This is a genomic window from Xanthomonas sp. LMG 12459, assembly GCF_009192905.1.
Lineage (GTDB): Bacteria > Pseudomonadota > Gammaproteobacteria > Xanthomonadales > Xanthomonadaceae > Xanthomonas_A > Xanthomonas_A sontii.
Window position 1 is genome coordinate 12,241 of record NZ_NSGT01000032.1, and the last position, 22,900, is coordinate 35,140.

22 protein-coding genes are annotated in these 22,900 nt (G+C 70.6%); 8 read left to right on the top strand and 14 right to left on the bottom strand.

Features of this window, described 5'->3' with window-relative positions; all coding sequences use genetic code 11:
* Positions 1-12: 12 nt before the first annotated feature.
* Positions 13-867, bottom strand: a complete 855-nt coding sequence (locus tag CEK65_RS08095; RefSeq protein ID WP_152181376.1) for a hypothetical protein — start codon at positions 865-867, stop codon at positions 13-15.
* A 162-nt stretch (positions 868-1,029) separates the two neighbouring features.
* On the opposite strand from CEK65_RS08095, the gene CEK65_RS08100 reads away from it, so the two are divergent.
* On the top strand, positions 1,030-1,434 hold the full coding sequence (locus CEK65_RS08100; protein WP_148828293.1) for a hypothetical protein: 405 nt from the start codon (positions 1,030-1,032) through the stop codon (positions 1,432-1,434).
* 77 nt (positions 1,435-1,511) lie between these two features.
* Positions 1,512-2,000: a GNAT family N-acetyltransferase gene (locus CEK65_RS08105; RefSeq protein ID WP_157835214.1), complete on the top strand. Its 489-nt coding sequence runs from the start codon at positions 1,512-1,514 to the stop codon at positions 1,998-2,000.
* Positions 2,001-2,044: 44 nt separating this feature from the next.
* Here the strand turns inward: CEK65_RS08105 and CEK65_RS08110 are convergent, their stop codons facing one another.
* The 7 genes from CEK65_RS08110 to hutI form a co-directional block, all read right to left on the bottom strand.
* Complete coding sequence (locus CEK65_RS08110; protein ID WP_152181377.1) at positions 2,045-2,671, bottom strand: TetR/AcrR family transcriptional regulator; 627 nt, start codon at positions 2,669-2,671, stop codon at positions 2,045-2,047.
* Positions 2,671-2,928 carry an acyl-CoA-binding protein gene (locus CEK65_RS08115; RefSeq protein ID WP_017909407.1) on the bottom strand — a complete coding sequence of 86 codons (258 nt, stop codon included), beginning with the start codon at positions 2,926-2,928 and terminating at the stop codon, positions 2,671-2,673. The genes CEK65_RS08110 and CEK65_RS08115 overlap by 1 nt, the downstream gene beginning before the upstream one ends.
* Before the next feature lie 93 nt (positions 2,929-3,021).
* Positions 3,022-3,846 (bottom strand): hypothetical protein, encoded by an 825-nt coding sequence (locus tag CEK65_RS08120; protein ID WP_148828295.1) that lies wholly within the window; start codon positions 3,844-3,846, stop codon positions 3,022-3,024.
* A 140-nt stretch (positions 3,847-3,986) separates the two neighbouring features.
* A complete protein-coding gene (gene hutU, locus CEK65_RS08125) occupies positions 3,987-5,654 on the bottom strand; it encodes a urocanate hydratase (protein WP_152181378.1) in 1,668 nt (555 codons plus the stop codon).
* A gap of 50 nt (positions 5,655-5,704) precedes the next feature.
* Positions 5,705-6,568, bottom strand: coding sequence for an N-formylglutamate deformylase (gene hutG, locus CEK65_RS08130; RefSeq protein ID WP_152181379.1), 864 nt, complete (start codon positions 6,566-6,568; stop codon positions 5,705-5,707).
* Between the two features lie 124 nt (positions 6,569-6,692).
* Entirely contained in the window at positions 6,693-8,231 is a 1,539-nt protein-coding gene (gene hutH, locus CEK65_RS08135) for a histidine ammonia-lyase (RefSeq protein ID WP_152181380.1), read from the bottom strand.
* Complete coding sequence (gene hutI / locus CEK65_RS08140; protein ID WP_152181420.1) at positions 8,228-9,430, bottom strand: imidazolonepropionase; 1,203 nt, start codon at positions 9,428-9,430, stop codon at positions 8,228-8,230. Before hutI ends, hutH begins: the two co-directional genes overlap by 4 nt.
* 63 nt (positions 9,431-9,493) lie before the next feature.
* On the opposite strand from hutI, the gene CEK65_RS08145 reads away from it, so the two are divergent.
* From CEK65_RS08145 to CEK65_RS08155, 3 genes are all read left to right on the top strand, one after another.
* The gene (locus CEK65_RS08145) at positions 9,494-10,891 is read left to right on the top strand and encodes a formimidoylglutamate deiminase (RefSeq protein WP_152181381.1); all 1,398 of its coding nucleotides are present in this window, start codon (positions 9,494-9,496) and stop codon (positions 10,889-10,891) included.
* Between the two features lie 49 nt (positions 10,892-10,940).
* Positions 10,941-11,672 carry a histidine utilization repressor gene (gene hutC / locus CEK65_RS08150; protein ID WP_026144128.1) on the top strand — a complete coding sequence of 244 codons (732 nt, stop codon included), beginning with the start codon at positions 10,941-10,943 and terminating at the stop codon, positions 11,670-11,672.
* Positions 11,673-11,956: 284 nt separating this feature from the next.
* Positions 11,957-13,945 carry an SDR family oxidoreductase gene (locus CEK65_RS08155; protein WP_152181382.1) on the top strand — a complete coding sequence of 663 codons (1,989 nt, stop codon included), beginning with the start codon at positions 11,957-11,959 and terminating at the stop codon, positions 13,943-13,945.
* Between the two features lie 158 nt (positions 13,946-14,103).
* Here CEK65_RS08155 and CEK65_RS08160 read toward each other — a convergent pair whose 3' ends face one another.
* The 3 genes from CEK65_RS08160 to CEK65_RS08170 all read right to left on the bottom strand — a co-directional run bounded on the left by CEK65_RS08160 (position 14,104) and on the right by CEK65_RS08170 (position 17,360).
* On the bottom strand, positions 14,104-15,117 hold the full coding sequence (locus CEK65_RS08160; RefSeq protein ID WP_193314730.1) for a restriction endonuclease: 1,014 nt from the start codon (positions 15,115-15,117) through the stop codon (positions 14,104-14,106).
* A gap of 200 nt (positions 15,118-15,317) precedes the next feature.
* Entirely contained in the window at positions 15,318-15,968 is a 651-nt protein-coding gene (locus tag CEK65_RS08165; protein ID WP_152181384.1) for a phasin family protein, read from the bottom strand.
* A gap of 126 nt (positions 15,969-16,094) precedes the next feature.
* Positions 16,095-17,360, bottom strand: a complete 1,266-nt coding sequence (locus tag CEK65_RS08170; protein ID WP_152181385.1) for a patatin-like phospholipase family protein — start codon at positions 17,358-17,360, stop codon at positions 16,095-16,097.
* Between the two features lie 87 nt (positions 17,361-17,447).
* Here CEK65_RS08170 and CEK65_RS08175 point away from each other — a divergent pair, with 87 nt between their 5' ends.
* A complete protein-coding gene (locus CEK65_RS08175; RefSeq protein WP_017916053.1) occupies positions 17,448-18,167 on the top strand; it encodes a hypothetical protein in 720 nt (239 codons plus the stop codon).
* 545 nt (positions 18,168-18,712) lie between these two features.
* Here the strand turns inward: CEK65_RS08175 and CEK65_RS08180 are convergent.
* Positions 18,713-18,988: a polyhydroxyalkanoic acid system family protein gene (locus CEK65_RS08180; protein WP_017907797.1), complete on the bottom strand. Its 276-nt coding sequence runs from the start codon at positions 18,986-18,988 to the stop codon at positions 18,713-18,715.
* Positions 18,989-19,104: 116 nt separating this feature from the next.
* Between CEK65_RS08180 and CEK65_RS08185 the strand changes: the two genes are divergently transcribed.
* A complete protein-coding gene (locus CEK65_RS08185) occupies positions 19,105-19,902 on the top strand; it encodes an FHA domain-containing protein (protein WP_017916065.1) in 798 nt (265 codons plus the stop codon).
* Here CEK65_RS08185 and msrQ read toward each other — a convergent pair.
* Entirely contained in the window at positions 19,871-20,500 is a 630-nt protein-coding gene (gene msrQ / locus CEK65_RS08190) for a protein-methionine-sulfoxide reductase heme-binding subunit MsrQ (protein WP_152181386.1), read from the bottom strand. The genes CEK65_RS08185 and msrQ overlap by 32 nt on opposite strands.
* Positions 20,501-20,634: 134 nt before the next feature.
* Positions 20,635-21,603, bottom strand: coding sequence for a protein-methionine-sulfoxide reductase catalytic subunit MsrP (gene msrP / locus CEK65_RS08195; protein ID WP_152181387.1), 969 nt, complete (start codon positions 21,601-21,603; stop codon positions 20,635-20,637).
* Between the two features lie 154 nt (positions 21,604-21,757).
* Between msrP and serC the strand changes: the two genes are divergently transcribed.
* Positions 21,758-22,843, top strand: coding sequence for a 3-phosphoserine/phosphohydroxythreonine transaminase (gene serC, locus CEK65_RS08200; RefSeq protein ID WP_152181388.1), 1,086 nt, complete (start codon positions 21,758-21,760; stop codon positions 22,841-22,843).
* The last annotated feature ends 57 nt before the right edge of the window (positions 22,844-22,900 follow it).

Below are 22,900 nucleotides of genomic sequence, written 5' to 3' on the forward strand. Positions count from 1 at the left end.
TTGCGCCGGCGTCTACTCCAACTGATCGCGAGCAAACGCTGCGTCCAGCGCTTCCATCGCATCGCGCGGCTTGAGCTTGGCGGCCTTCTCGAACGCCGCGGCGGCGTCTTCCTCGCGTTTGTCGCCGTACAGCAACAGCAGCACGTTGGCGTGTTCGACGTGGGCGATCGGCGCGTCCGGCACCAGCTTCAGCGCCTGCTGGATATGCTGTTCGGCGGTGGCGGCCTTGGCCCCGTAGGTGAGGCCGCCGATCATCGCGCCGACCTTGCCGATGATCTCGGCGTGGTACAGGGCCAGCGCCATGTGCGCCTCGGCATGCTTGGGCTCCAGCTCCAGGGCCGCTTCCAGCGAGGCGCGCACCTTGCTGGCGATGCCCTGCTTGAGCGCCTTGACGATGCTCAGGCCCTGGCTGTAGCGACCGAGTGCGAAGGCGTGGCGGTAGTGGCTGTTGGCCTCGTCCGGCAGCGCGGCGATCGCCGCCTCGGCCAGCGTCGCGGCCTGCTGCAGCCGCTGCAACTGCTCTTTTTCGTCCTCGACCAGATAGCCGGCGTGGATGCCGATCGCCTTGACCGCGACCGAGGCGCCTAACACGCCCAGCGCCTTGCCGGCCTCGTAGGCCTGCTGGAACTGCCCCTGGTGGAACGCCCGCCAGGCCTCGATCAGCGCGGCCGACAGGGTCTGCGCGTCGTGGCCCTTTCCGGCCTTGCCGGCTGCGTCGAGCAGGGCCTGCGCGCGTGCCGGGTCCGGATAGGGTTCGCGGTCGCCAGCGTGCAGCTTGGGCCACGCTTTCTTCAGCGCCTCGCCGGCGTAGGCGTAGGCCTTGGCGTCGTACGGAAACGGCGCCCACGCGCCCGATTTTGCTGCCATGTGGATCTCCCTGTGCGGCGCCGGGCCACGGCGTCCGCGCCGAGCATGGCGCCGCTGCCGGCGCGTGGCAAGGGTGGGGCGCCGATAGTGTGTTTGCTCAAGCCGCCGGCCCCAGCATGGTGCGCATCGGGGCCACTGCCGGCCCCCTCTGGAGATCCTGCGATGGCGACCAAGAAGCGTTCCACCTCCGCGCTGCGGCCGGACCGGCTGAACCCGCGGCACCTGTGGCTGGCCGGGCTGGGCGTGGTCGCGCTGACCCGCAAGCGCGCGCTGGCCGCCGCGGCCGATGCCGCGCAGGGCGCGGCGACGCTCAAGGCGCTGGCCACGCAACTGGCCGACGAGGCCGAGAGCAGCGTGCGCGAGGGCGCGGCGGCGCTGCGTGGTCAGGTGCAGCCGTTGAGCGCCGAGGTCGAGGCGCGCCTGCAGCCGGTGCTGGTGAAGTTGGGGTTGCAGGCGCGTCCGCAGTCGCGCAAGCGCGCCGCGACGGGCAAGCGCGGCGCCAAGCCGGCGGCGGCCAAGCGCAGCCCGGCCAAGCGTGTGACTGGTCGTCGTCGCGCTGGCGCCTGACCCGGCGCCTCCGCACGCATGGCGGCCGGCCACGCTCGGGCATACTCGCCGGCCACGACCTGACGAGAGACGGCACCATGCAGATCCGGCCCGCCACGCTTGACGATGCCGAGGCGATGGTCGCGGTGCAGGACGCGATCTTCGCGGCCGGCCTGCGCAAGGCGCCGACCGATCTGGCGACGGTGCGCGCGACCTACCTGCAGCATCCCGATCGTCTCCAGTGCGTGCTGGCCGAGGACGCCGACGGGCGTGTCCTCGGCTTCCAGTCGCTGCGCATCGCGCGTCCCGGCAATGCCTACGACGTGGCCGAGGGTTGGGGCATCATCGGCACACACGTCGATCCGCGCGCGGCGCGCCGTGGGGTCGGCAGCGCGCTGTTCCGGGCCACCTGTGCGGCCGCGCGCAGCGCCGGGCTGGCGCAGATCGACGCCAGCATCGCCGCCGACAATGCGCTCGGGCAGGCGTACTACGAGGCCATCGGCTTTCGCACCTACCGCACCCCGCCGGGCCTGGTCTGCAAGGTCTACCGGCTCGACGGGCCAGCCGCGCAGGCCGCCGCCGACTGAGCGGCACCGCGCCCCGGCTGTGCTTGCGCGCAGGGCAGGGCGCTTCAATCCAGATAGGCGTCCATCAACGCGGCCAGGTGCGCGCGTTCGGCGTCGCGCAGGAACGGCGCGATCAGTTGCATCACCTGCACGATGCCGTGGCGGATCGCCACTTGCTCGTCCTTTTCGCCGCGCGCGGCCGCATAGTTGAGCCAGAACGTGGCCACCACCAGCACGTTGGTGGCCACGCCGCCGCGTTCCTGGGCGCTGGCGCGCATCGCGCCGGTCTGCGCCAGTCCCTCGAACACCGCCTGCACGCTGGCGTCGGCACGGCGCAGGATGCGTGCGAAGCGCAGGCGCAGGCGCCGGCTGCGGCTGAGGATCTCGACCAGGTCACGGTACAGGAAGCGGTAGTCCCAGATGCACTCGAACACCAGGTGCAACTGCAGCCAGATATCCTCCAGCCCCGGCAGGCGCGTGCTCGGCAGCGCCAGCGCCGTGTCCATGCGCTCCTCGTAGCGCGCGAACAGGTGCTCGATGATGTCGTCCTTGTTGCGGAAGTGGTAGTACAGGTTGCCGGGGCTGATTTCCAGCTCGTCGGCGATGTGGTTGGTGGTGACGTGCGGCTCGCCCTGCGCGTTGAACATCGCCAGGGCGGTCTCGAGGATGCGCCGCCGGGTGTCGCGTGCCATCAGGCCAGCAGCTTCTTCACCAGGTCCACGTATTTCTTCTGCGCTTCCGCCTGCGGCACGCCCTTGAGCTTGGCCCAGGCCTCGTACTTGGCGGTGCCGACGAAGTCGAAGAAGCCCGGCTTGGCGCCGCTGACGTCGCCCTCCGAGCCTTGCTTGTACAGCGCGTACAGCCGCAACAGGGTGTCGTTGTCGGGGCGCTCGGCCCGCTGCTTGATGTCCTGGACCGCTTTCTCGAAGGCCGCCTTGCTGTCTGCCATGATCCCGCTCCGCCCTGACCGGCAGGCATCACAGCACGGGCGGGAGGCCGGGTCAACGCGGGCCGCGGCCGGTGGCCGGCGCGGACGCCGCGGTTACAGCATCGACAGTGCGTCGGCCTGGCGGCTGTCGGCGACGCGTTCGTGCGCATGCGCGGCCTCTTCGTGGGCGGCCTGCGCCTGTCGCGCCAGCGAGGCCTTGGCCGCGATGGAACGGATCGCATCGGTGACTTCGGCCAGCGGCACCTGCGTGCTGAGCCGCTGGAAGGTGTCGCGGCTGTTGTAGCCGGAACCGTCGCGCAGGTACTGCTCGTACATGGTCAGCAGTTCGGTGCAGGCGGCGGTGAGGGTTTCCATGTTGTTGCGCGCCAGCGCATGGCCGACCTGGTCCAGGTTGTGCAGGCAGTCGGAGAGCCAGTGCAGGTCGTAGCGCGCGCTGGCCGGCTCCGGGCCGTTGTGGCCGCGGCTGTAGGCGCTGTAGCGGCGGATGCTGCGCGCCACGCGGGCGACGTGGGCGAGCAGGGTGCCGACTTCGTCGGCGATGTCGATCTGCGCCAGGGCGATGGTCGATGGCGGCGCGGCCGGAGGCGCCGCCGGTGCCGGCCCCGGCTTCGGGGGAACGGGCGAAGGCGCCGCGGCCGGTGCGGCATCGGCGGACGCCGCCGCTGCGGGCGCTGCCTCGTATTCGTAGGTCGCGCGCAGGCGCTCGTGGTCCTGGCGCAGCGTTTCCAGTTCCTGCGCGCTGGCGGCGGCCTGCGCCTTCAGCTGGCTCAGCGCCGCCTGATACCGCGCGATCGTCTCCTTCGCAGTCGCGTCGCGCCGATAGGCATGCCCCAGACGCTGGAACAAGCCATGCGCGAACGCTGTGGCAACGGCAGCCCACAGCGCCACGGCAGGAGTGAGGTAGATCAGGATGCCCATGCAGGCTCCTTGAAACGATGCATCCCTTGTCGGCGCAGCTCGGCCGAACTTGAGGCTGTATCGTGCGAGGGGTGACGCAGTTCCGCTTTGCCGCGTCGTGCGCCCGCCCGCCGCGCGCAGGCGGCGGACGGGCGCCGGCCTCAGCGCAGGATGCCGGGCAGGTCCAGGTGCTTGTCGCGGGCGCAGTCGAGGGCGATGGCATACCCCGCATCGGCATGACGCATGACGCCGGTCGCGGGGTCGTTCCACAGCACCCGGGCGATGCGCTTGGCCGCCGCCTCGGTGCCGTCGCAGACGATGACCATGCCGGCGTGTTGCGAGAAACCCATGCCGACGCCGCCGCCGTGATGCAGCGAGACCCAGGTGGCGCCGCTGGCAGTGTTGAGCAGGGCGTTGAGCAGCGGCCAGTCGGAGACGGCGTCGGAGCCGTCGGCCATGGCCTCGGTCTCGCGGTTCGGCGAGGCGACGCTGCCGCTGTCCAGGTGGTCGCGGCCGATCACCACCGGCGCCTTCAGTTCGCCCTTGGCGACCATCTCGTTGAACGCCAGCCCCAGGCGGTCGCGGTCGCCCAGGCCGACCCAGCAGATGCGCGCCGGCAGGCCCTGGAACTGGATCTTCTCGGCGGCCATGTCCAGCCAGCGGTGCAGGTGGGCATCGTCCGGAATCAGTTCCTTGACCTTGGCGTCGGTCCTGGCGATGTCCTCCGGGTCGCCGCTCAGCGCGGCCCAGCGGAACGGGCCGACGCCGCGGCAGAACAGCGGGCGGATGTAGGCGGGGACGAAGCCCGGGAAGTCGAAGGCATTGGCCACGCCTTCCTCCAGCGCCATCTGCCGCAGGTTGTTGCCGTAGTCCACGGTCGGCACGCCCAGGGCGTGGAAACCGAGCATGGCTCGGATGTGGTTGGCCATCGAGGCGCGCGCGGCCTGTTCCACCTCCTTCGGCGCGGAGACGCGCTTGGCGTCCCACTGCTCGACCGTCCAGCCCTGCGGCAGGTAGCCGTTGACCGGGTCGTGCGCGGAGGTCTGGTCGGTCAGCAGGTCCGGCCTGATCCCGCGCGCCAGCAGTTCGGCGAGCACGTCGGCGACGTTGCCGAGCAGGCCGACCGAGCGCGGCGTCTTCGCCGCGCAGGCCTCGGCGATCAGGCGCAGCGCCTCGTCCAGCGAGTCGGTCCAGGTATCCAGGTAGCCGGTGCGCAGGCGCATGTCGATGCTGCTCTTGCGGCACTCCACCGCCAGGCACGAGGCGCCGGCCATCACCGCGGCCAGCGGCTGCGCGCCGCCCATACCGCCGAGGCCGCCGGTGAACAGCCACTTGCCGGACAGGTCGCCGCCGTAGTGCTGCCGGCCCATTTCGACGAAGGTCTCGTAGGTGCCCTGCACGATGCCCTGCGCGCCGATGTAGATCCAGCTGCCGGCGGTCATCTGGCCGTACATGGCCAGGCCCTTCTTATCGAGTTCGTTGAAGTGGTCCCAGTTGGCCCAGCGCGGCACCAGGTTGGAATTGGCGATCAGCACCCGCGGCGCGTCGGCATGGGTGCGGAACACGCCGACCGGCTTGCCGGACTGCACCAGCAGGGTCTGGTCGTCGTCCAGGCGCTTGAGCGTCTCGACGATGGCGTCGAAGCTCTCCCAGTCGCGCGCGGCGCGGCCGATGCCGCCGTACACCACCAGCTCCTGCGGGCGCTCGGCCACGTCCGGGTGCAGGTTGTTCATCAGCATGCGCAGCGGCGCTTCGGTCAGCCAGCTCTTGGCGGTGAGGGCGCTGCCGGTGGGCGCTTGGATGATGCGGGTGGCGTCGAGGCGGGTCATGCGGGAATCCTCAGGTGGATGCGCGGAAGGCGGAACGCGCTGCGCGCGCGTCAGGCGGTGGTGCGGGCGGATGCGGCGGGGCTGCGGACGAAGTCGAGGCAGGCCTGCAGCACCTGCTGCAGCACCGCGCGCAGCGGCGCGGCGTATTCGGGTTGCCACGGCGAGGGCCAGTTGCCGGGGTCGACCGTGTCGGGCTCGTGCATGTAGCCGCGGCAAGCCAGTTCCATCTGGATCGCGTGCACGCCGTCGGCCGGCGCACCGTGGTGGCGGGTGCTCCAGCCGCCCTTGAAGCGGCCGTTGCGGACGTGGCTGAAGCCGCTGCCGGCGCAGACGCGCTCCACCGCATCGGTCAGCGCTGCCGCGCAACTGCTGTCCACCGCGCCGGAGGCACCGGCGCTGCCGATGTTGAACTGCGGCAACTCGCCGTCGAACAGGTGCGGAATGCGTGAGCGGATCGAATGCGCGTCGTACACCACGATGGCCGGGTGCAGGGCGCGCAGGCGCGCGATCTCCGCGTCCAGCGCGGCGTGGTAGGGCGCGAACCACTGCGCGCGGCGCGCGTCGATCTCGGCCGCATCCGGCTCGGCCCCGGGTCGGTACAGCGGCTGCGCGTCGAATGTGGTCAGTGGGCACAGCCCGGTGGTGTTCTGCCCGGGATACAGCGACACCCCGGCCGGGTCGCGGTTGACGTCGATCACCGAGCGCGAGATCGCGGTGCGCACGGTCGTCGCGCCCAGCGCGTTGGCGACGTCGTACAGCAGGTGCACCCACCAGTCGGCATCGCGCTGCGCCAGCCATGGCGAGACGAAACGGTCGGCCAGCGCTTCCGGCAGGTCGGTGCCGGTGTGCGGGAAGCTGAGGATCAGCGGCGCATCGCCGCGGTGCACAGTGAGCCAGTCGGGCAGGGATGTCATACGGCCTCGCGTTGTGCTGTTCTGTGGAAGCGGCTTCAGCCGCGAACGGGGCATTACCTGGTAAAGCCCGGTCGCGGCTGATCCCAAAAAGGGGCAGGGCTGCTCCTGCGACGGGGTCTTCAGATCAGACGCTAACCTCGGGCAGCCGCATCCCCACCGCCGCGGCCAGCGCGCCGTCGCGCACCAGCGCGGTGGCGGCCAGCATGTCCGGATGGAAATAGCGATCGTCCTGCAGCGCCGGGACGCGGACGCGCAGCAGCGCGCGCGCGGCTTCCAGGGCGGCGCTGGAGCGCAGCGGCGCGTGGAAGTCGCAGCCCTGCGCGGCCGCCAGTAGTTCGATGCCGACCACGTTGGCCGCGTTCTCGGCCATCGCCAGCAGGCGGCGCGCGCCGTGCGCGGCCATCGACACGTGGTCTTCCTGGTTGGCCGAGGTCGGGATCGAATCGACGCTGGCCGGGTAGGCGCGCTGTTTGTTCTCCGACACCAGCGCCGCGGCGGTGACCTGCGGGATCATGAAGCCGGAGTTGAGGCCGGGCTTGGGGGTCAGGAACGCCGGCAATCCGGACAGCGCCGGATCCACCAGCATGGCGACGCGGCGTTCGCTGATGGAGCCGATCTCGCACACCGCCAGCGCCAGCATGTCGGCGGCGAAGGCCACCGGCTCGGCGTGGAAGTTGCCGCCGGACAGCGCTTCGCCGGTGTCGCTGAACACCAGCGGGTTGTCCGACACGCCGTTGGCTTCGGTGGCCAGGGTGGTGGCGGCCTGGCGCATCACGTCCAGCGCCGCGCCCATCACCTGCGGCTGGCAGCGCAGGCAGTACGGATCCTGCACGCGCACGTCGTTGTCGCGGTGCGAATCGCGGATCGCCGAGGCGTGCATCAAATCGCGCAGCGCCGCGGCGGTGTCGATCTGCCCGGGCTGGCCGCGCAGCGCGTGGATGCGCGGATCGAACGGGGTGTCCGAGCCTTTCGCGGCCTCGGTGGACAGCGCGCCGGCGACCAGCGCGGCATGGAACACGCGCTCGATCTCGAACAGCCCGGCCAGCGCGTAGGCGGTGGAGAACTGGGTGCCGTTGAGCAGGGCCAGGCCCTCCTTGGCGCCCAGCGTCAGCGGCTGCAGCCCGGCCTGGGCCAGCGCCTGCGCCGCCGGCAGGCGTGCGTCGCCGACGAAGGCCTCGCCGACCCCGAGCATCACCGTGGCCAGGTGCGCCAGCGGTGCCAGATCGCCGGAGGCACCGACCGAGCCCTGGCACGGCACCACCGGGATCACCTCGTGGCGCAGCAGCGCTTCCAGCAGCGCCAGCGTCTGCGGCTGCACGCCGGAGGCGCCCTGGGCCAGGCTGGCCAGCTTCAGTGCCATCATCAGCCGCACCACCGGCACCGGCATCGGCGCGCCGACCCCGGCCGCGTGCGACAGCACGATGTTGCGCTGCAGAGCCTCCAGGTCCTCGCGCTCGATGCGCACGCTGGCCAGCTTGCCGAAGCCGGTGTTGATGCCGTACACCGGCGCGCCGGTGGCGACGATCGCCTCCACGGTGCGCGCGCTGCGCAGCACCGCGTCGGCGCAGGCCGGGTCCAGGCGCACGCTGGCGCCGCGGTACACGGCGCGCCACTGCGCCAGGCTGACCGCGCCGGGGCGCAGCAGGATCTCGTCGTCGCTCATTGTCCTCTCCAGATACGCGCATGCAGCGGGTTGAAGCCCATGCGATAGACCAATTCGGCCGGTTCGGCGATGTCCCAGATCGCCAGGTCGCAGGCCAGCCCGGCGCGCAGCCGGCCGACCCGGTCCTGGCGCCCGAGCGCGCGCGCCGCCTCGCGGGTGAAGCCGGCGATGCATTCGGCCACGGTCAGCCGGAACAGCGTCGCCGCCAGGTTCATCGCCAGCAGCGGGCTGGTCAGCGGCGAAGTGCCGGGGTTGCAGTCGGTGGCCAGCGCACGCGGCACGCCGGCGGCGCGCAGTGCGGCGATCGGCGGCAGCTGGGTGTCGCGGGTGAAATAGAACGCGCCCGGCAGCAGCACCGCGACGGTGCCGGCCGCGGCCATGGCGGCGACGCCGGCGTCGTCCAGGTATTCGACATGGTCGGCCGAGCGCGCGCCGTACCGCGCGGCCAGCGCCGCGCCGCCCTGGTTGGATAGTTGCTCGGCGTGGATCTTCAGCGCCAGGCCATGGCGTTGCGCGGCCTGGAACACCTGCTCGGTCTGCGCCGGGGTGAACGCGAGGTGCTCGCAGAACACGTCCACCGCCTCGGCCAGGCCCTGCGCGGCGACCGCCGGGATCATGCGCTCGCAGACCTCGTCGATATAGGCCTGGGCCTCGCCGCCGGGCGGCACCGCGTGCGCGCCGAGGAAGGTCGGCGACACCGCCACCGGGCGCAGCTCGCCCAGGCGCCGCGCCACGCGCAGCAGGCGCAGTTCGTCGTTCAGGGTCAGGCCGTAGCCGGACTTGATCTCCACCGTGGTCACGCCCTCGGCCAGCAGCGCGTCCAGCCGCGGCAGGCTGGCGGCGAGCAGGGCGTCCTCGTCGGCGGCGCGGGTGGCGCGCACCGTGGAGACGATGCCGCCGCCGGCGCGGGCGATGTCGGCGTAGCTGGCGCCGAGCAGGCGCTGCTCGAACTCGCCGGCGCGGTTACCGGCATAGACCAGGTGGGTGTGGCAATCGATCAGGCCGGGGCCGATCCAGCGCCCGCCGCAGTCGATGCCGCGTTGCGCCGACAGCGGGCCGGGCAACTGCGCGGCGGCGCCGGCGTAGACGATGCGGCCGTCGCGGCAGGCCACCACGCCGTCGTGGACCAGGCCCAATCCGCCGTCCTCGGCGTCCAGCGTCATCAGGTGCGCGTTGTGCCAGAGCGTGTCGCAGGGCATGGTCACGGGCAGGCTCGTCGGTTATTTTGTATATACAATATTGTGGTCGATGGAGGGTGTCCAGTGCAGACCCAGGCGCAGCAGCAGGCTGACGGCAACGCGGGATCGGGCGAATTCTGGGGCGCGCACGCGCTGCTGCCGCAGGGCTGGGCGCGCGACGTGCGCATCGGCGTGCGCGGCGGCCGCATCGCCACGGTGGAGCGCGACGTGGCCGCAGCCCTTGGCGATCAGCGCCTGGACATCGTGGTGCCCGGGCTGGGCAATCTGCACAGCCACGCCTTCCAGCGCGGCATGGCCGGGCTCACCGAGATCGGCGGGCGCAGCGGCGACAGCTTCTGGAGCTGGCGCGAGCTGATGTACCGCTTCCTGCAGCGGCTGAGCCCCGACGATCTGCAGGCCATCGCCGAGCAGGCCTACGTGGAAATGCTCGAGGCCGGCTTCACCCGGGTCGGCGAGTTCCATTACGTGCATCACGCCGCCGACGGCCGGCCCTACGCCGACCGCGCCGAGATGGCGCAGCGCCTGGCTGCCGCGGCACAGACCAGCGGTATCGGCATGACCCTGCTGCCGGTGTTCTACGCGCATGCCGACTTCGGCGGCGCCGCGCCGAACCCGGCGCAGCAGCGTCTGCTGCACGACGTCGACGGGTTCGCCGCACTGCTGGACGGCAGCCGCCGCGCCCTGCAGGGGCTGGACGACGCGGTGCTGGGCCTGGCCCCGCACAGCCTGCGCGCGGTCACCCCGGACGAACTGGCGGCGCTGCTGCCGTTGTGCGACGGCCCGGTGCACATCCATATCGCCGAGCAGACCCGCGAGGTCGACGCCTGCCTGGCCTGGAGCGGGCTGCGCCCGGTGCAGTGGCTGCTGGCGCACGCGCCGGTGGATGCGCGCTGGTGCCTGGTGCACGCCACCCATGTCGACGCCGCGGAAGTGCAGGGCATCGCCGCCAGCGGCGCGGTGGTCGGGCTGTGCCCGATCACCGAGGCCAACCTCGGCGACGGCCTGTTCCCGATGCAGGACTTCCTGCGCGCTGGCGGCCGCTTCGGCGTGGGCTCCGACTCCAATGTGCTGATCGATGCGGCCGAGGAACTGCGCCTGCTCGAGTACGGCCAGCGCCTGAGCCTGCGTGGGCGCAACGTGCTCACCGGCGACACCGCGCTGTCCAGCGGCCGCCTGCTGTTTCAGTCCGCCGCACAGGGCGCGGCGCAGGCGCTCGGCGTCGCCCAGGGCCTGTGCGTGGGCGCCCCGGCCGATCTGGTCGAACTGGACGCCACGCATCCGGCCTTGCAGGCGCGCGACGGCGACGCCTGGCTCGACAGTTGGCTGTTCGCCGCGCGCGGCGGTGCGGTGCGTTCGGTCTGGCGCCACGGGCGTGCGCTGGTCCGCGAGGGCCGCCACCTGCAGCGCGAGGGCGTCGCCGCCCGCTACGCGCGTGCGCTGACCCGGTTGCTGGACGCATGAGCCGCGACCCGCGCGCGCTGTGCGCTGCCTGCCGCGCCACGAACTGCCGATGACGCCGGCCGCGCCGACGCTGCCGCTCAGCCAGCGCATCCGCCGCGACATCGAGGCGCACATCCGCAGCGGCGCGTGGCCGCCCGGCCATCGCATTCCGTTCGAGCACGAACTGATGGCGCAGTACGGCTGCTCGCGGATGACCGTCAACAAGGTGCTGGCGCTGCTCGCCGACGCCGGCATGATCGAGCGCCGACGCCGCGCCGGTTCGTTCGTGGCGCGGCCGCATCCGCACATGGAGCAGGTCGCGCTGGAGATCCCGGATATCCCGGTCGAGGTCGCCGCGCGCGGCCATGCCTACCGTTTCGAACTGCTGGAGCGGCAGCAGCGCGCGCCGCGCGCGGCGTTGCCGCAGGAGGCCGAGGTCGCCGCGGGCGGCAGCCTGCTGGCGTTGCAATGCCTGCACTACGCCGACGGCCGTCCGTTCGCGCTGGAAGAGCGGGTGATCAATCCGGTGGCGGTGCCGGAGGCCTTGCAGATGGACTTCGCGGTGACCGTGCCCGGCAGCTGGCTGCTGCAGCACGTGCCGTGGACCCGCGCCGAACACCGCATCAGCGCGGTCGGCGCCAGCGCCGCGCAGGCGGCGCGCCTGCAGGTGCCGGCCGGCACCGCGTGTCTACTGATCGACCGCCGCACCTGGCGCGGCGAGCAGGCGGTGACCTTCGTGCGCCAGGTGTTCCTCGGCGACACCTACGATCTGGTCGCGCGGTTCTCGCCCGGCGCGCGCTGAGCCCGGCGCGCGGCGACTGCAGGCAACTCACGTACGCCGGCGCGACGAAGGTGTCCGTGGAAGGCCGTCGCGGTTGACGCCGTTCTTCCAGAACGCGACACGACGCGCGACGAGCACGGATGATGAGGCACGCGCAGTCGCCTCGCCGGTGCGCGATGCTGCGATGCTGCGATGCCGCACGTTCGCCATACGCCGGCGTGCGTTTGTCCTGCCCGCCGCACTCTGGCAAGTTAGCGCCGGGGCCGGGCGAGGGGCCGTGGCCGCGGAACGAGGGATGGTTCGGCATGACGTATTTCGTGACAGGCGCCACCGGTTTCATCGGCCGCTACCTGATTGCCAAGCTGATGCGGCGCAAGGGCGTCGTGCATGTCCTGCTGCGCAAGGAGTCGCAGCGCAAGTTCGATGCGCTGGTGCGCGAGCAGGGCTGGGATCCCAAGCGCCTGGTGGTGCTGCACGGCGACGTCGGCGCGGCGTATTGCGGGTTGACCACGGCGCAGCGCAAGACGCTGCACGGCAAGGTCAAGCATTTCTTCCACCTGGCCGCGCTGTACGACCTCACCGCCAAGGCCGAGGACCAGCGCATCGCCAACCTCGACGGCACCCGCAATGCGCTGGAACTGGCCGCGCAGCTCGGCGCCGGCATCTTCCACCACACCAGTTCGATCGCGGTGGCCGGGCTGTACCCGGGCATCTTCCGCGAGGACATGTTCGAGGAAGCCGAGGGCCTGGACGATCCCTACCTGCGCACCAAGCACGACGCCGAGGCGCTGGTGCGCGCCGAGACCCGGATCAAGTGGCGCATCTACCGTCCGGCGATGGTGGTCGGCGATTCGCGCACCGGCGCCATCGACAAGATCGACGGCCCGTACTACTTCTTCCCGCTGATCAAGAAGCTGCGCCAGTTGCTGCCGCCGTGGGCGCCGATGCTGGGCATCGAGGGCGGGCGGATCAACCTGGTGCCGGTGGACTTCGTCGCCGACGCGATGGACCACATCGCGCACAAGCCCAAGCTCGACGGCCACACTTTCCACCTCACCGACCCCGAGCCGCTGCGCGTGGGCGAGGTGCTCAACGTGTTCTGTCGCGCCGGCCATGCCCCGGAGATGACCTTGCGGGTGGACGCGCGCATGTTCGCGTTCGTGCCCTCGAGCATCCGTGCCGCGGTCGGCAGCCTGCCGCCGATCCGCCGCTTCACCGGCATGCTGCTGCGCGACTTCCGCATCCCGCGCGAGGTGCTGAAGTTCATCACCTATCCCACGCGCTTCGACAGCCGCGAGACCGAGCGCGCGCTCAAGGGCAGCGGCATCGCCGTGCCGCGGCTGGAAGACTACGCCTGGCGCCTGTGGGACCACTGGGAACGGCACCTGGACCCGGACCTGTTCGTCGACCGTTCGCTCAAGGGCAAGGTGCGCGGCAAGGTGGTGTTGATCACCGGCGGCTCCTCGGGCATCGGCCTGGCCACCGCGCAGCGCGTTGCCGAGGCCGGCGCCATCACCGTCATCGTGGCCCGCGGCGAGCAGGAATTGCATGCCGCACGCGATGCGATGAACGCCAAGGGCGGCAAGGTCTTCGCCTATACCGCCGACCTGTCGGATCTGGCCGACTGCGACCGCCTGCTCAAGACCGTGCTGGACGCGCATGGCCATGTCGACGTGCTGATCAACAATGCCGGCCGCTCGATCCGCCGCTCGATCGAACTCAGCTACGACCGCTTCCACGATTTCGAGCGGACCATGCAGCTGAACTATTTCGGCAGCCTGCGCCTGATCATGGGCGTGCTGCCGGGCATGACCGCGCGGCGCAAGGGCCACATCATCAACGTCAGCTCGATCGGCGTGCTGGCCAACTCGCCGCGCTTCTCCGCCTACGTCGCCTCCAAGGCGGCGCTGGACGCCTGGAGCCGCTGCGCGCAGGGCGAGTTGTCGGGCAAGGGCATCAGCTTCACCACGGTCAACATGCCGCTGGTGAAGACGCCGATGATCGCGCCCACCAAGATGTACGACAGCGTGCCGACGCTGAGCGTGGACGAGGCCGCCGACCTGATGGTCAAGGCGATCATCGAACGCCCCAGCCGCGTGGCCACCCGCTTGGGCATCTTCGCCGCCCTGGTCAACGCCGTGGCGCCGAAGGCCTACGAGGTGGTGATGAACACCGCCTTCGAACTGTTCCCCGATTCGGCCGCGGCCAAGGGCGACCGCAAGGCGCTACGCGAGACCAAGCCGAGCCAGGAGCAGATCGCGTTTGCTGCGTTGATGCGGGGGGTGCATTGGTAAGAGCCGGGAATCGGGAATGGGGAGTAGGGAATCGGAACAGCGCTGGCTGCACGCGGTGCGGGTTCTGTCCTGTCAGGCAGGAACGTCACGGGTGCATGCTAGTCGAATGCCGATAGCCCGCTCTACCGATTCCCCATTCCCGATTCTCCAATCCCCGCTCAGAACGTCCTACATTGCCGCCACCGCACCGGTTCCTCGTGGCCCGGGCGCGGGTTGAGCTGGATGCGGACGGTGCGCAGGGATGGGTAGCGCTCCACTTCCTTGCAGATGCGCGTCCACACCTGGGCGTCGTCGCCGCTGCGGTCGACCACCAGGGTCATTTGCGTCTGCCAGATGCCGCGGATCACGCCCGGGGTGGCGGCCAGGGCCTTGGAGAGTTCCTGGCGGTTGCGCTGTTCGGTGGCGGGATCGGGGTCGGCCAGGTCGCCGGCGTCGTCCAGCGCCGGTTGGGGCGCGGCAGCGGTGGTGCTCGTTGGCGTGGTTGCGGCCGGCGTAGGCGCGGCTGCGGCAGCGGCAGCGGCAGCGGGCGTAGGCGATGACGCTGTTGCGGCCACGGCTGCCGGCGGCGCTGCGGGCTGCTGCAACGCCAGCGCACCGACGCCGGTCACCACGCCCAGGGCGAGCGAGGCCAGGCCGGCGATGGCGATGTGGCGCTGCGCGCGGCGGCGGCTGGCGCCGATCACGCCGTCTTCCAGTTCGCTGGGCAGGTAGGGCTTGAGCATCGGCCAGATGCGCGGGCCGTCGAGGATTTCCACCGCCTGCTTCTCGGCCGCGGCGATGCCGTCGCGCTGCACCTTGCCCTCGGTGATCAGGATGCCGCCCTGCGCGCCCATCAGCCGTGCCGCCGCGCCCAGTTCGTTGACCGCGGCCGAGCCGATCCGGTAGGCCCGGCCGTGCTTGCACGACAGCAGCCAGCGCGCCTCGCCGCGGGTCATCACGAAGTCGCTTTGCGGTTCCTGGCTCGTGTGCTCGTCGACGGTGGCGTCCTGCAGGTCGCGCTGTTCGCGCATCGCGCGCCGCACCATGTAGGAGAAATCGCGCCAGTGCAGGCCGGCCAGCGCATGCAGTCCGGCGCTAGCCTCATTCTCGCGGCGCCGTACCAGCCACAGGTAGAGGCTGGCCGCCAGCCATGCCGCGACTGCCAAGATCGCTGCCGCTATCCAGGAAAACATGCTCGCACCCGCACACGCGCCGTAAGGAAGTCAGTGTATCGCCAGCGTGTCACGGCGCCGGCAAGGCGACAGCGGTGGACGGCGGACAAAAAAGACCCGCCAGTCCGAAGCCGAGAGGGGAGGGGAGCAAACGGTCTTCTGATGGACTGGCGGGTCCGTTTCGATTGTCTGGAAAAACGTGCTGCTTTGCAACAATCCGGTTACTCGGCCGTGGTCGGCGTCTCGCTGCGCTTGCGGCTAGCGCGCTTGGGCGCGGCCGCGCGCTTGGCTGGCGCGACCTTGGCGACCACCGGGCCGGCAGGTCGGCGCGCCGGTGCCGCGCGCTTGGCGGCGCCGGCGGGCGACGCCGTGGTCTTCCTGGCGGCCTTCTTCGCCGTCGGCGCCTTGCCCGCCGCCTGCGTGGCACGGCCGCCGCGCAGATGCCGCAGTTCGCCATTGAGCGCGTCCACGCGCTCGATCAGCGCACCCAGGTCCTCGCGGCTGGGGACTTCCAGGCGGCGCAGCGCGCGCTGCACGCGGTCCTCGAACACCTTTTCCAGGCGGTCCCAGGTGTCGGCGGCGCGCTCGCGGGCCTGGCCGACCCGGTTCTCCACCGCATCGCGCACCGCATCGACCCCGCCGCCGGCCAGCTTGCGGGTGCTCTGCTCCAGGCTCAGGCCTTCCTTCACCAGGGTCTCGAACAGCTTGCCGCCCTCGGCCTGCGCACGGCCGAACGCGCCGACCCCGGCCAGCCAGACCTGCTGCGCCGATTCGCCCAGGCGCTTGGACAGCTTCTCCGCCTGCGCCTGCAGGGTGTCGTCGGCAGCGGCGGTGCTGCGCTTCTTGCGGGCGGACTTCTTCAGAGTGGCCATGACGGTGCGGTTCCTTCGGCGGGTGAGTGGCGGGGTTCGAGACTCGGGACTGTGACTAGAGTAATCACACCAGCGTACGCAGGACGTGCGCGGGGTGCGATGGCGCCGTCGGCCGGGGCGGCAGCGCTACGCCTCCGGCGAACGGCGGGTGCGGCGGTTGGCGCGGCGGTTGGCGATGACCTGGTCGACGTCGTCCAGCGCACGCCGCAGCCGCGCGGTGGTCTCGGTCATGCGCCGCGGCTGCACGTCCACACCATCGAGGAAGGTGCGCTTGCGGTCGTTGAGGATATCGTGGCGCAGCGCGATGCCGTGTGCGGCCAGCAGCGGCTCCAGCGTCTGCGCGTTGCGGCGCAGGTCGGACAGGGTGTTGCGGTAGGCGAGCTGGCACACGCGGTGGCGCGCGGCATAGCTGAAGAGATTGGTGAAGAACAGCTCGCCGTTGTCGGCGTTGGGCTCGAAGACCAACTGATCCACCTGCGGGTACTGCCGCGCGTACTTCTCCAGCCCCACCTGCATGCGCGATTGCAGCAGGGTGCGGAAGGTCTGCGACAGCACCGCCGGCAGGCCGCCGGCGAGCAGCCGCGCGCGGTCGATGTGGCCATTGCGGCGCGGCGCGTGGGTGGCGTCGTAGGGCACCAGCGGGTTGATCCCGATCATCAGGTCGATGCCGCGCTCCAGCAAGGTGGAGGCATGCATGGTGCGGCGCAGCGCGCCGTCCACGTAATGGTGGCCGTCGATCTGCACCGGCGGATACAGCCCCGGCAGCGCCGCGCTGGCCTGGATCGCCAGCGAGATCGGCACGTGGTCCATGCCCGGCTCGCCGAAGCGCACCGCACGACCGCTGTCCAGGTCCACCGCGACCACGAACAGATTGGCGTCGAGGTCGCGGAAATCGTTGCTGCGGCCGCGGCGGCTGAACACGTCCTGCAGGAAACGCTCGACCCCGGCGTTGTCGAACAGGCCGCTGGGCACCAGTCCGCCGAAGCGGGTGATCAGGTCCGACCAGCGGGTCTTGCGCGGTTCGGTGAGCAGGTCGTGCCACCAGCCGTAGGCCAGCCCCGGCAGGGTCGCGGCGCGTCGCAGGTATTCGTAGACGTTGGGCCGAAGGAAGTCTTCCGGGCGGAACCGCGCATCGTCGCTGTTGCCGGTGACGAAGATCCGGCAGATCTCGGCGCTGCTGATGCGGTTGGCCAGACCGGCGGTCAGGAATGCACCGGAGCTGACGCCCACGTAGCAATCCAGGCGGGTCAGGTCCAGTCCGTCCAGCGCCTCGTCCAGGGCGCGCAGCGCGCCGAGTCCATACATGCCGCCGATCGGCCCGCCGCCGGCGATGGCCAGGCCGATGCGGCCGTTGGAATGAGGACGGGGCGAGGCGCTGTGGAGGGAAAGCATGCGCGGTCCGCAGGAGGCAGTGGCGCGAGTGTAGCCGAGCGCCGTGACGCTTGCGGTCGTGCCGGGCTGCGACCATCATCGGCGCCCATGGCGCGCAGCACTCCCGTCCTGGAACGACTCGGCCGCCGCCTGGCGTGGCACCAGGCGCTGCACGACCCCGTGCGCGAACCGCGCAATGCGCTGCGCTGGCTACAGGAACTGCGGCGCTGGCAATCGGAGCGGCTGGAGCACAGCTTCGAGCATTTCCTGGAGGATCCGCAGCGGCGTCCGGCGGCGATGTTCTTCCTGACCGACGTCTATGGCGACCGCGACTTCAGCCGTCGCGACGCCGACATCGTCAAGGTGTTGCCGATGATGCAGCGGCTGATGCCGGCGTCGTTGCTGGACACGGTCGCCGACGGCATCGAGCTGGGTGCGCTGACCCACGCTCTGGACCTGCGCATGGCCGAGGCGCTGCAGGCCCTGGCGCCGCGGCGCAAGCGCCTGGACGAAGCGTTGTATGCCGAAGCCTATCGGCAGACCGGGCTACCCCGGCTGCGCCAGCGCCAGATCGACCTGATCGCCCGCGTCGGCCTGGGCCTGGCCAAGGCGGTGCACACACCCGGCGTGCGCATGCTGCTGCGCTTCGCCCGCGGCCCGGCCAAGGCAGCGGGGTTGTCGGAACTGCAGGGATTCCTGGAGCGGGGTTTCGACGCGTTCTCCAAGCTGGGCGATGCCGAGGGGTTCATCGGCGATATCGAGACCACCGAGCGCGCCGTGTCGGAACGATTGTTCGCGGGCGATCCGGATCCGTTTGCGTTGGAGTGAGTCAGCGGTCGGACCCTCACCCCAACCCCTCTCCCGGTGGGAGAGGGGCTTTGGCTTCTCCCTTCTCCCCTCGGGACCATGGCCCCCTTTTGCGGGGGAAGGTGCCCCGAAGGGGCGGATGAGGGTACGAGCGCAGCCTCGTGCAACTGATTGCGTCGGCGCTTGATGCCGCACTCTCACCCCAACCCCTCTCCCGGCGGGAGAGGGGCTTTGGCTTCTCCCTTCTCCCCTCGGGACCATGGCCCCCTTTTGCGGGGGAAGGTGCCCCGCAGGGGCGGATGAGGGTACGTGCGAAGCCTCGTGCAGCTTGATTGCGTCAACGCTTGACGCCGCACCCTCACCCCAACCCCGCTCCCGAGGGGAGAGGGGCTTTGGCTTCTCCCTTCTCCCGCCGGGACCATGGCCCCCTTTTGCGGGGGAAGGTGCCCCGAAGGGGCGGATGAGGGTACGTGCGAAGCCTCGTGCAACTGATCGCGTCAGCGCTTGCTACCGCACCCTCACCCCAACCCCTCTCCCGAGGGGAGGGGGGGGGCTCGATGCACTGATCAGCCCAGCTTTTCCGCCAGCACGCGGCGAATCTCGCTTTCCACCGTGCCCTTCATCGCCGACAGCAGGAAGCCCAGCTCGGCAGTCACGTGCACCTGCTTGGGCAGCAGCTCGATGCGTCCGTCCACGCCCGAGCGCGAGAACAGCAGGGAATCGCCATCCCAGTGCGATTCCAGGTCGAAGCGCTCGGACAGTTTCTTGGCGGCGGTTTCGATGGCCTTGCGCGCCTGCGCGGGGGTCTTGTCGTGGTCGTGGCGGATGTCGATGCTGGACATGCTGGCTCCTGTGCGGGCGGGTGCCCGCGTGAACGATCAGGCATTGTGCGTATGCGCGGTGCATTGTCCAGCGCGCGCGCTTCTGCACTCGCAGGCAACCTGCTAGGCTGCCCGCCGTGCACGATCTGCAAGTCCATTTCAGCAACCGCCAACATCCCGACCGGCCCCTGCGCGCGGGCGTGCATCGCATCGTGCGGCTGGCCTCCGGCCAGGTCAGCGTGGTCGACGACACCCAGGGCGCGTTGCTGCTGGCGCAGTTCTGCCTGGACCGGCGCGGCCTGTGGCTGCAGGTCGCCAACGGCAGCCGCGGTATCCACGTCAACGGCCGCCCGGTGCGGCGCATGGCCCTGCTGCGCGCCGGCGACGCGGTCTACGCCGACGGCGTGGAGATGGTGGTGCAAGGCAAGTGCGAGCCGCTGCAGCGCCTGCCTGAGGTCAGCGAGGCCGAGCACGACGATCCGCGCCTGGTCCTGCGCGGCGTCGGCGGCCCGCACCATGGCCGCAGTTTCACCGTGGACCGGGTGCGCAGCATCGGCCGCCTGCGCGAGTGCGACATCCGCATCGACGATCCGGCCTGCGCCGAGCAGCACGCGCGCCTGGAACGGCATGGCGAGCGGGTGCTACTGCGCGGCTTCGGTGAGGCGCAGACCCAGGTCAATGGCGTCGCCGTGCGCAGCTGCTGGCTGCAGCCCGGCGACCAGGTGGTGTTCGATGCCCAGCACCGCTTCGTGCTGGAAGTCCCGCAGGTCGTCGGTGCCGAGCCGCTACGCGACGACCCCGCCCTGGCCGCGCTCGCGCTGACCCCGGCGGTGGCGCCACGTCCGGCCACCGCGCGGCGCTGGCCGTGGCTGTTGCTCAGCGCCCTGTTGCTGGCCGCCGCGCTCAGCGGCCTGCTGTGGTTCGGCGCGCGCTGAGCGCCCGCCAGCCGCGCCAGCCCAGCAGCACCGCCAGGATCGCCGCGTACAGCAGCGGTTCGCGGATGTCCGACTTCACCAGCCACCAGAAGTGCAGCACGGCCAGCACGCCGATCGCGTAGATCGCCTTGTGCAGCTTGCCCCAGTTGCGCTTGAGCCGGCGCATCCAGCCCTGGGTGGAGGTGATCGCCAGCGGCACCAGCAGCAGCCACGCCATGAAGCCGACGGTGATGTAGGGACGTTTGACGATCTCCTCGAAGATCTGCGTCCAATAGCCGCGCAGGTCCAACCCCAGATAGGCCGCCAGATGCACGGTCGCGTAGAAGAACGCGTACAGTCCGAGCATGCGCCGAAAACGCAGCAGCACCGATTGCCCGGTCAGTTGCCGCAGCGGGGTGATGGCCAGGGTCAACAGCAGCAGCCGCAGCGCCCACAACCCGGTGCGGTGCTCGACCTCGGCCACCGGATCGGCACCGAGCGCATCGCTGCCGGTCTGCCACACCTGCCAGAACTGCCAGCCCAGGTACGCCATCGGCGCCAGCGCCAGCGCATGCACCACCGCCTTGGCGGCGATCAACGAAGCGGAGGTCTTAGCCATGCGCCGTCATCGCGCCGTGTTGGCACAGGTGCCACGCGGCACGCCGACTGCGACTCCAGCCGTCGCGCGAGGCAACCACCAGACGCCGCGCTTTTCCCATTCCCGATTCCCAGTTCCCCATTTCCAGCCTCTCCTCAATACCATTTCTTCAGATCCATCCCCGCATACAGCGACGCCACCTGATCGGCATAGCCGTTGAACGGGCGGGTGGGAATGCGCTCGGCGAACAGCTTGCTGGCCTTGCCGGCGATACGGCGCTCGGTCTTCTGGCTCCAGCGCGGATGGTCCACCGCCGGATTGACGTTGGAGAAGAAGCCGTACTCGGACGGCTGCAGCTCGTGCCAGGCGGTTTCCGGCATGCGCTCGACGAAGCGGATCTCCACGATCGACTTGATGCTCTTGAAGCCGTACTTCCACGGCACCACCAGCCGCAGCGGCGCGCCGTTCTGCTGCGGCAGCGGCTTGCCGTACAGGCCGGTGGCGAGCAGGGTCAGCGGGTGCATGGCCTCGTCGATGCGCAGGCCTTCCTTGTACGGCCAGTCGATCGAGCTGTAGCGGATGCCGGGCATCTGCTTGGGATCGGCCAGGGTGGTGAAGGCGACATACTTGGCCTTGGAGGTCGGCGCGAAGCGCTTGAGCACGTCGCCCAGCGGCACGCCCAGCCACGGGATCACCATCGACCAGCCTTCCACGCAGCGCAGCCGGTAGATCCGCTCCTCGGGCGTATGGCCCTTGAGCAGGTCGTCCAGGGACAGCGTGCCGGGCTTCTCGCATTCGCCGGACACCTTCACCGACCACGGCGAGGTGCGCAGGGTCTTGGCCGCCTTCGACGGATCGGTCTTGTCGGTGCCGAATTCGTAAAAGTTGTTGTAGCTGGTCACGTCCTCGTAGCGGGTCAGCTCCTCGTTGGTGCGGAACCCGCTGCGCGCCTGCTCCGGCGTCACCACGGTCTTGGGCGGGGCCGGCGGCTCGGCGTCGGCGCAGCCGACCAGGCCGGCCACCGGGGTCAGCGCCAGGGCCTGCAGCAGGCGCCGCCGGTCGCGGTAGACCGCCTCGTCGGTGATCTCGCGGCTGGGAACGGTGAGGGCATCGCGCAACGACATGGCGGACTCCTGGAGGGAAGGGGGCGAGCAGTGGCGGAGACTTCACCACAGACTACGCATGCGCAGGGCGAATGGATGCAAATGCAACCTAAATTGCCCGGGCCGCAAGCTGTTGCGCTGCGGCATACTAGGGGTCCTGTCCGATAGGTGCCCCATGACGCGCGCGTTCAATTTCAGTGCCGGCCCCGCTGCCTTGCCGGAATCGGTCCTGCGCCAGGCGCAGGCGGAGATGTTGGAGTGGAACGGCGTGGGCGCCTCGATCGTGGAGCTGAGCCACCGCGGCGCCGAGTTCATGGAGGTGGCGGCACAGGCCGACGCCGACCTGCGCCGGCTGATCGGCATTCCCGACGACTACGCGGTGCTGTTCCTGGCCGGTGGCGCCACCACCCAGCAGGCGCTGCTGGCGCTGAACTTCGCCGCGCCCGGGCAGACCGTGGACTACGTGGTGACCGGGCACTGGGGCAAGACCGCGATCAAGCAGGTCGGGCCGTACGTCGACGTGCACGTGGCCGCCAGCAGCGAGGCCGACGGCTTCCGCGACATCCCGCCGCGCGCGGCCTGGCAACTGCGCGAGGATGCCGCCTACGTGCACATCACCGCCAACGAGACCATCCACGGCGTGGAGTTCCGCGACACGCCCGACGTCGGCGACGTGCCGCTGTTCGCCGACTTCAGCTCCAGCATCGCCTCCGAGCCGATCGACGTGTCCAGGTACGCGCTGATCTACGCCGGTGCGCAGAAGAACCTCGGCCCGGTCGGCGTCACGGTGGTGATCATCCGCCGCGACCTGCTCGAACGCGCCGGCCAGCCGCGCGCGGACATCTTCGATTACCGCTCGCATGTGGCGCGCGACTCCATGCTCAACACCCCGCCGACCTGGAACTGGTACCTGGCCGGGCTGGTGTTCAAGTGGATGCTGGCCGAGGGCGGCGTGGAGGCGTTCGCCGCGCGCAACCAGGCCAAGTCGGCGCTGGTGTACGCGGCGATCGACGCCTCCGGCGGCTTCTACCGCAACGAGGTCGCGGCGGCGGTGCGCTCGCGGATGAACATCCCGTTCTTCCTGCCGGACGAAACCCTCACCGCGCGCTTCGTCGCCGAGTCCAAGGCGGCCGGCCTGCTGGCGCTGAAGGGCCACAAGGCGGTCGGCGGCATCCGCGCGTCGCTCTACAACGCCATGCCCCTGGCCGGCGCGCAGGCGCTGGTCGCGTTCATGCACGACTTCCAGCAGCGCCACGGCTGAGTCGCCGATTTTTGTAGGAGCGGCTTCAGCCGCGACCGGATCGCGCCGGCGATCCGG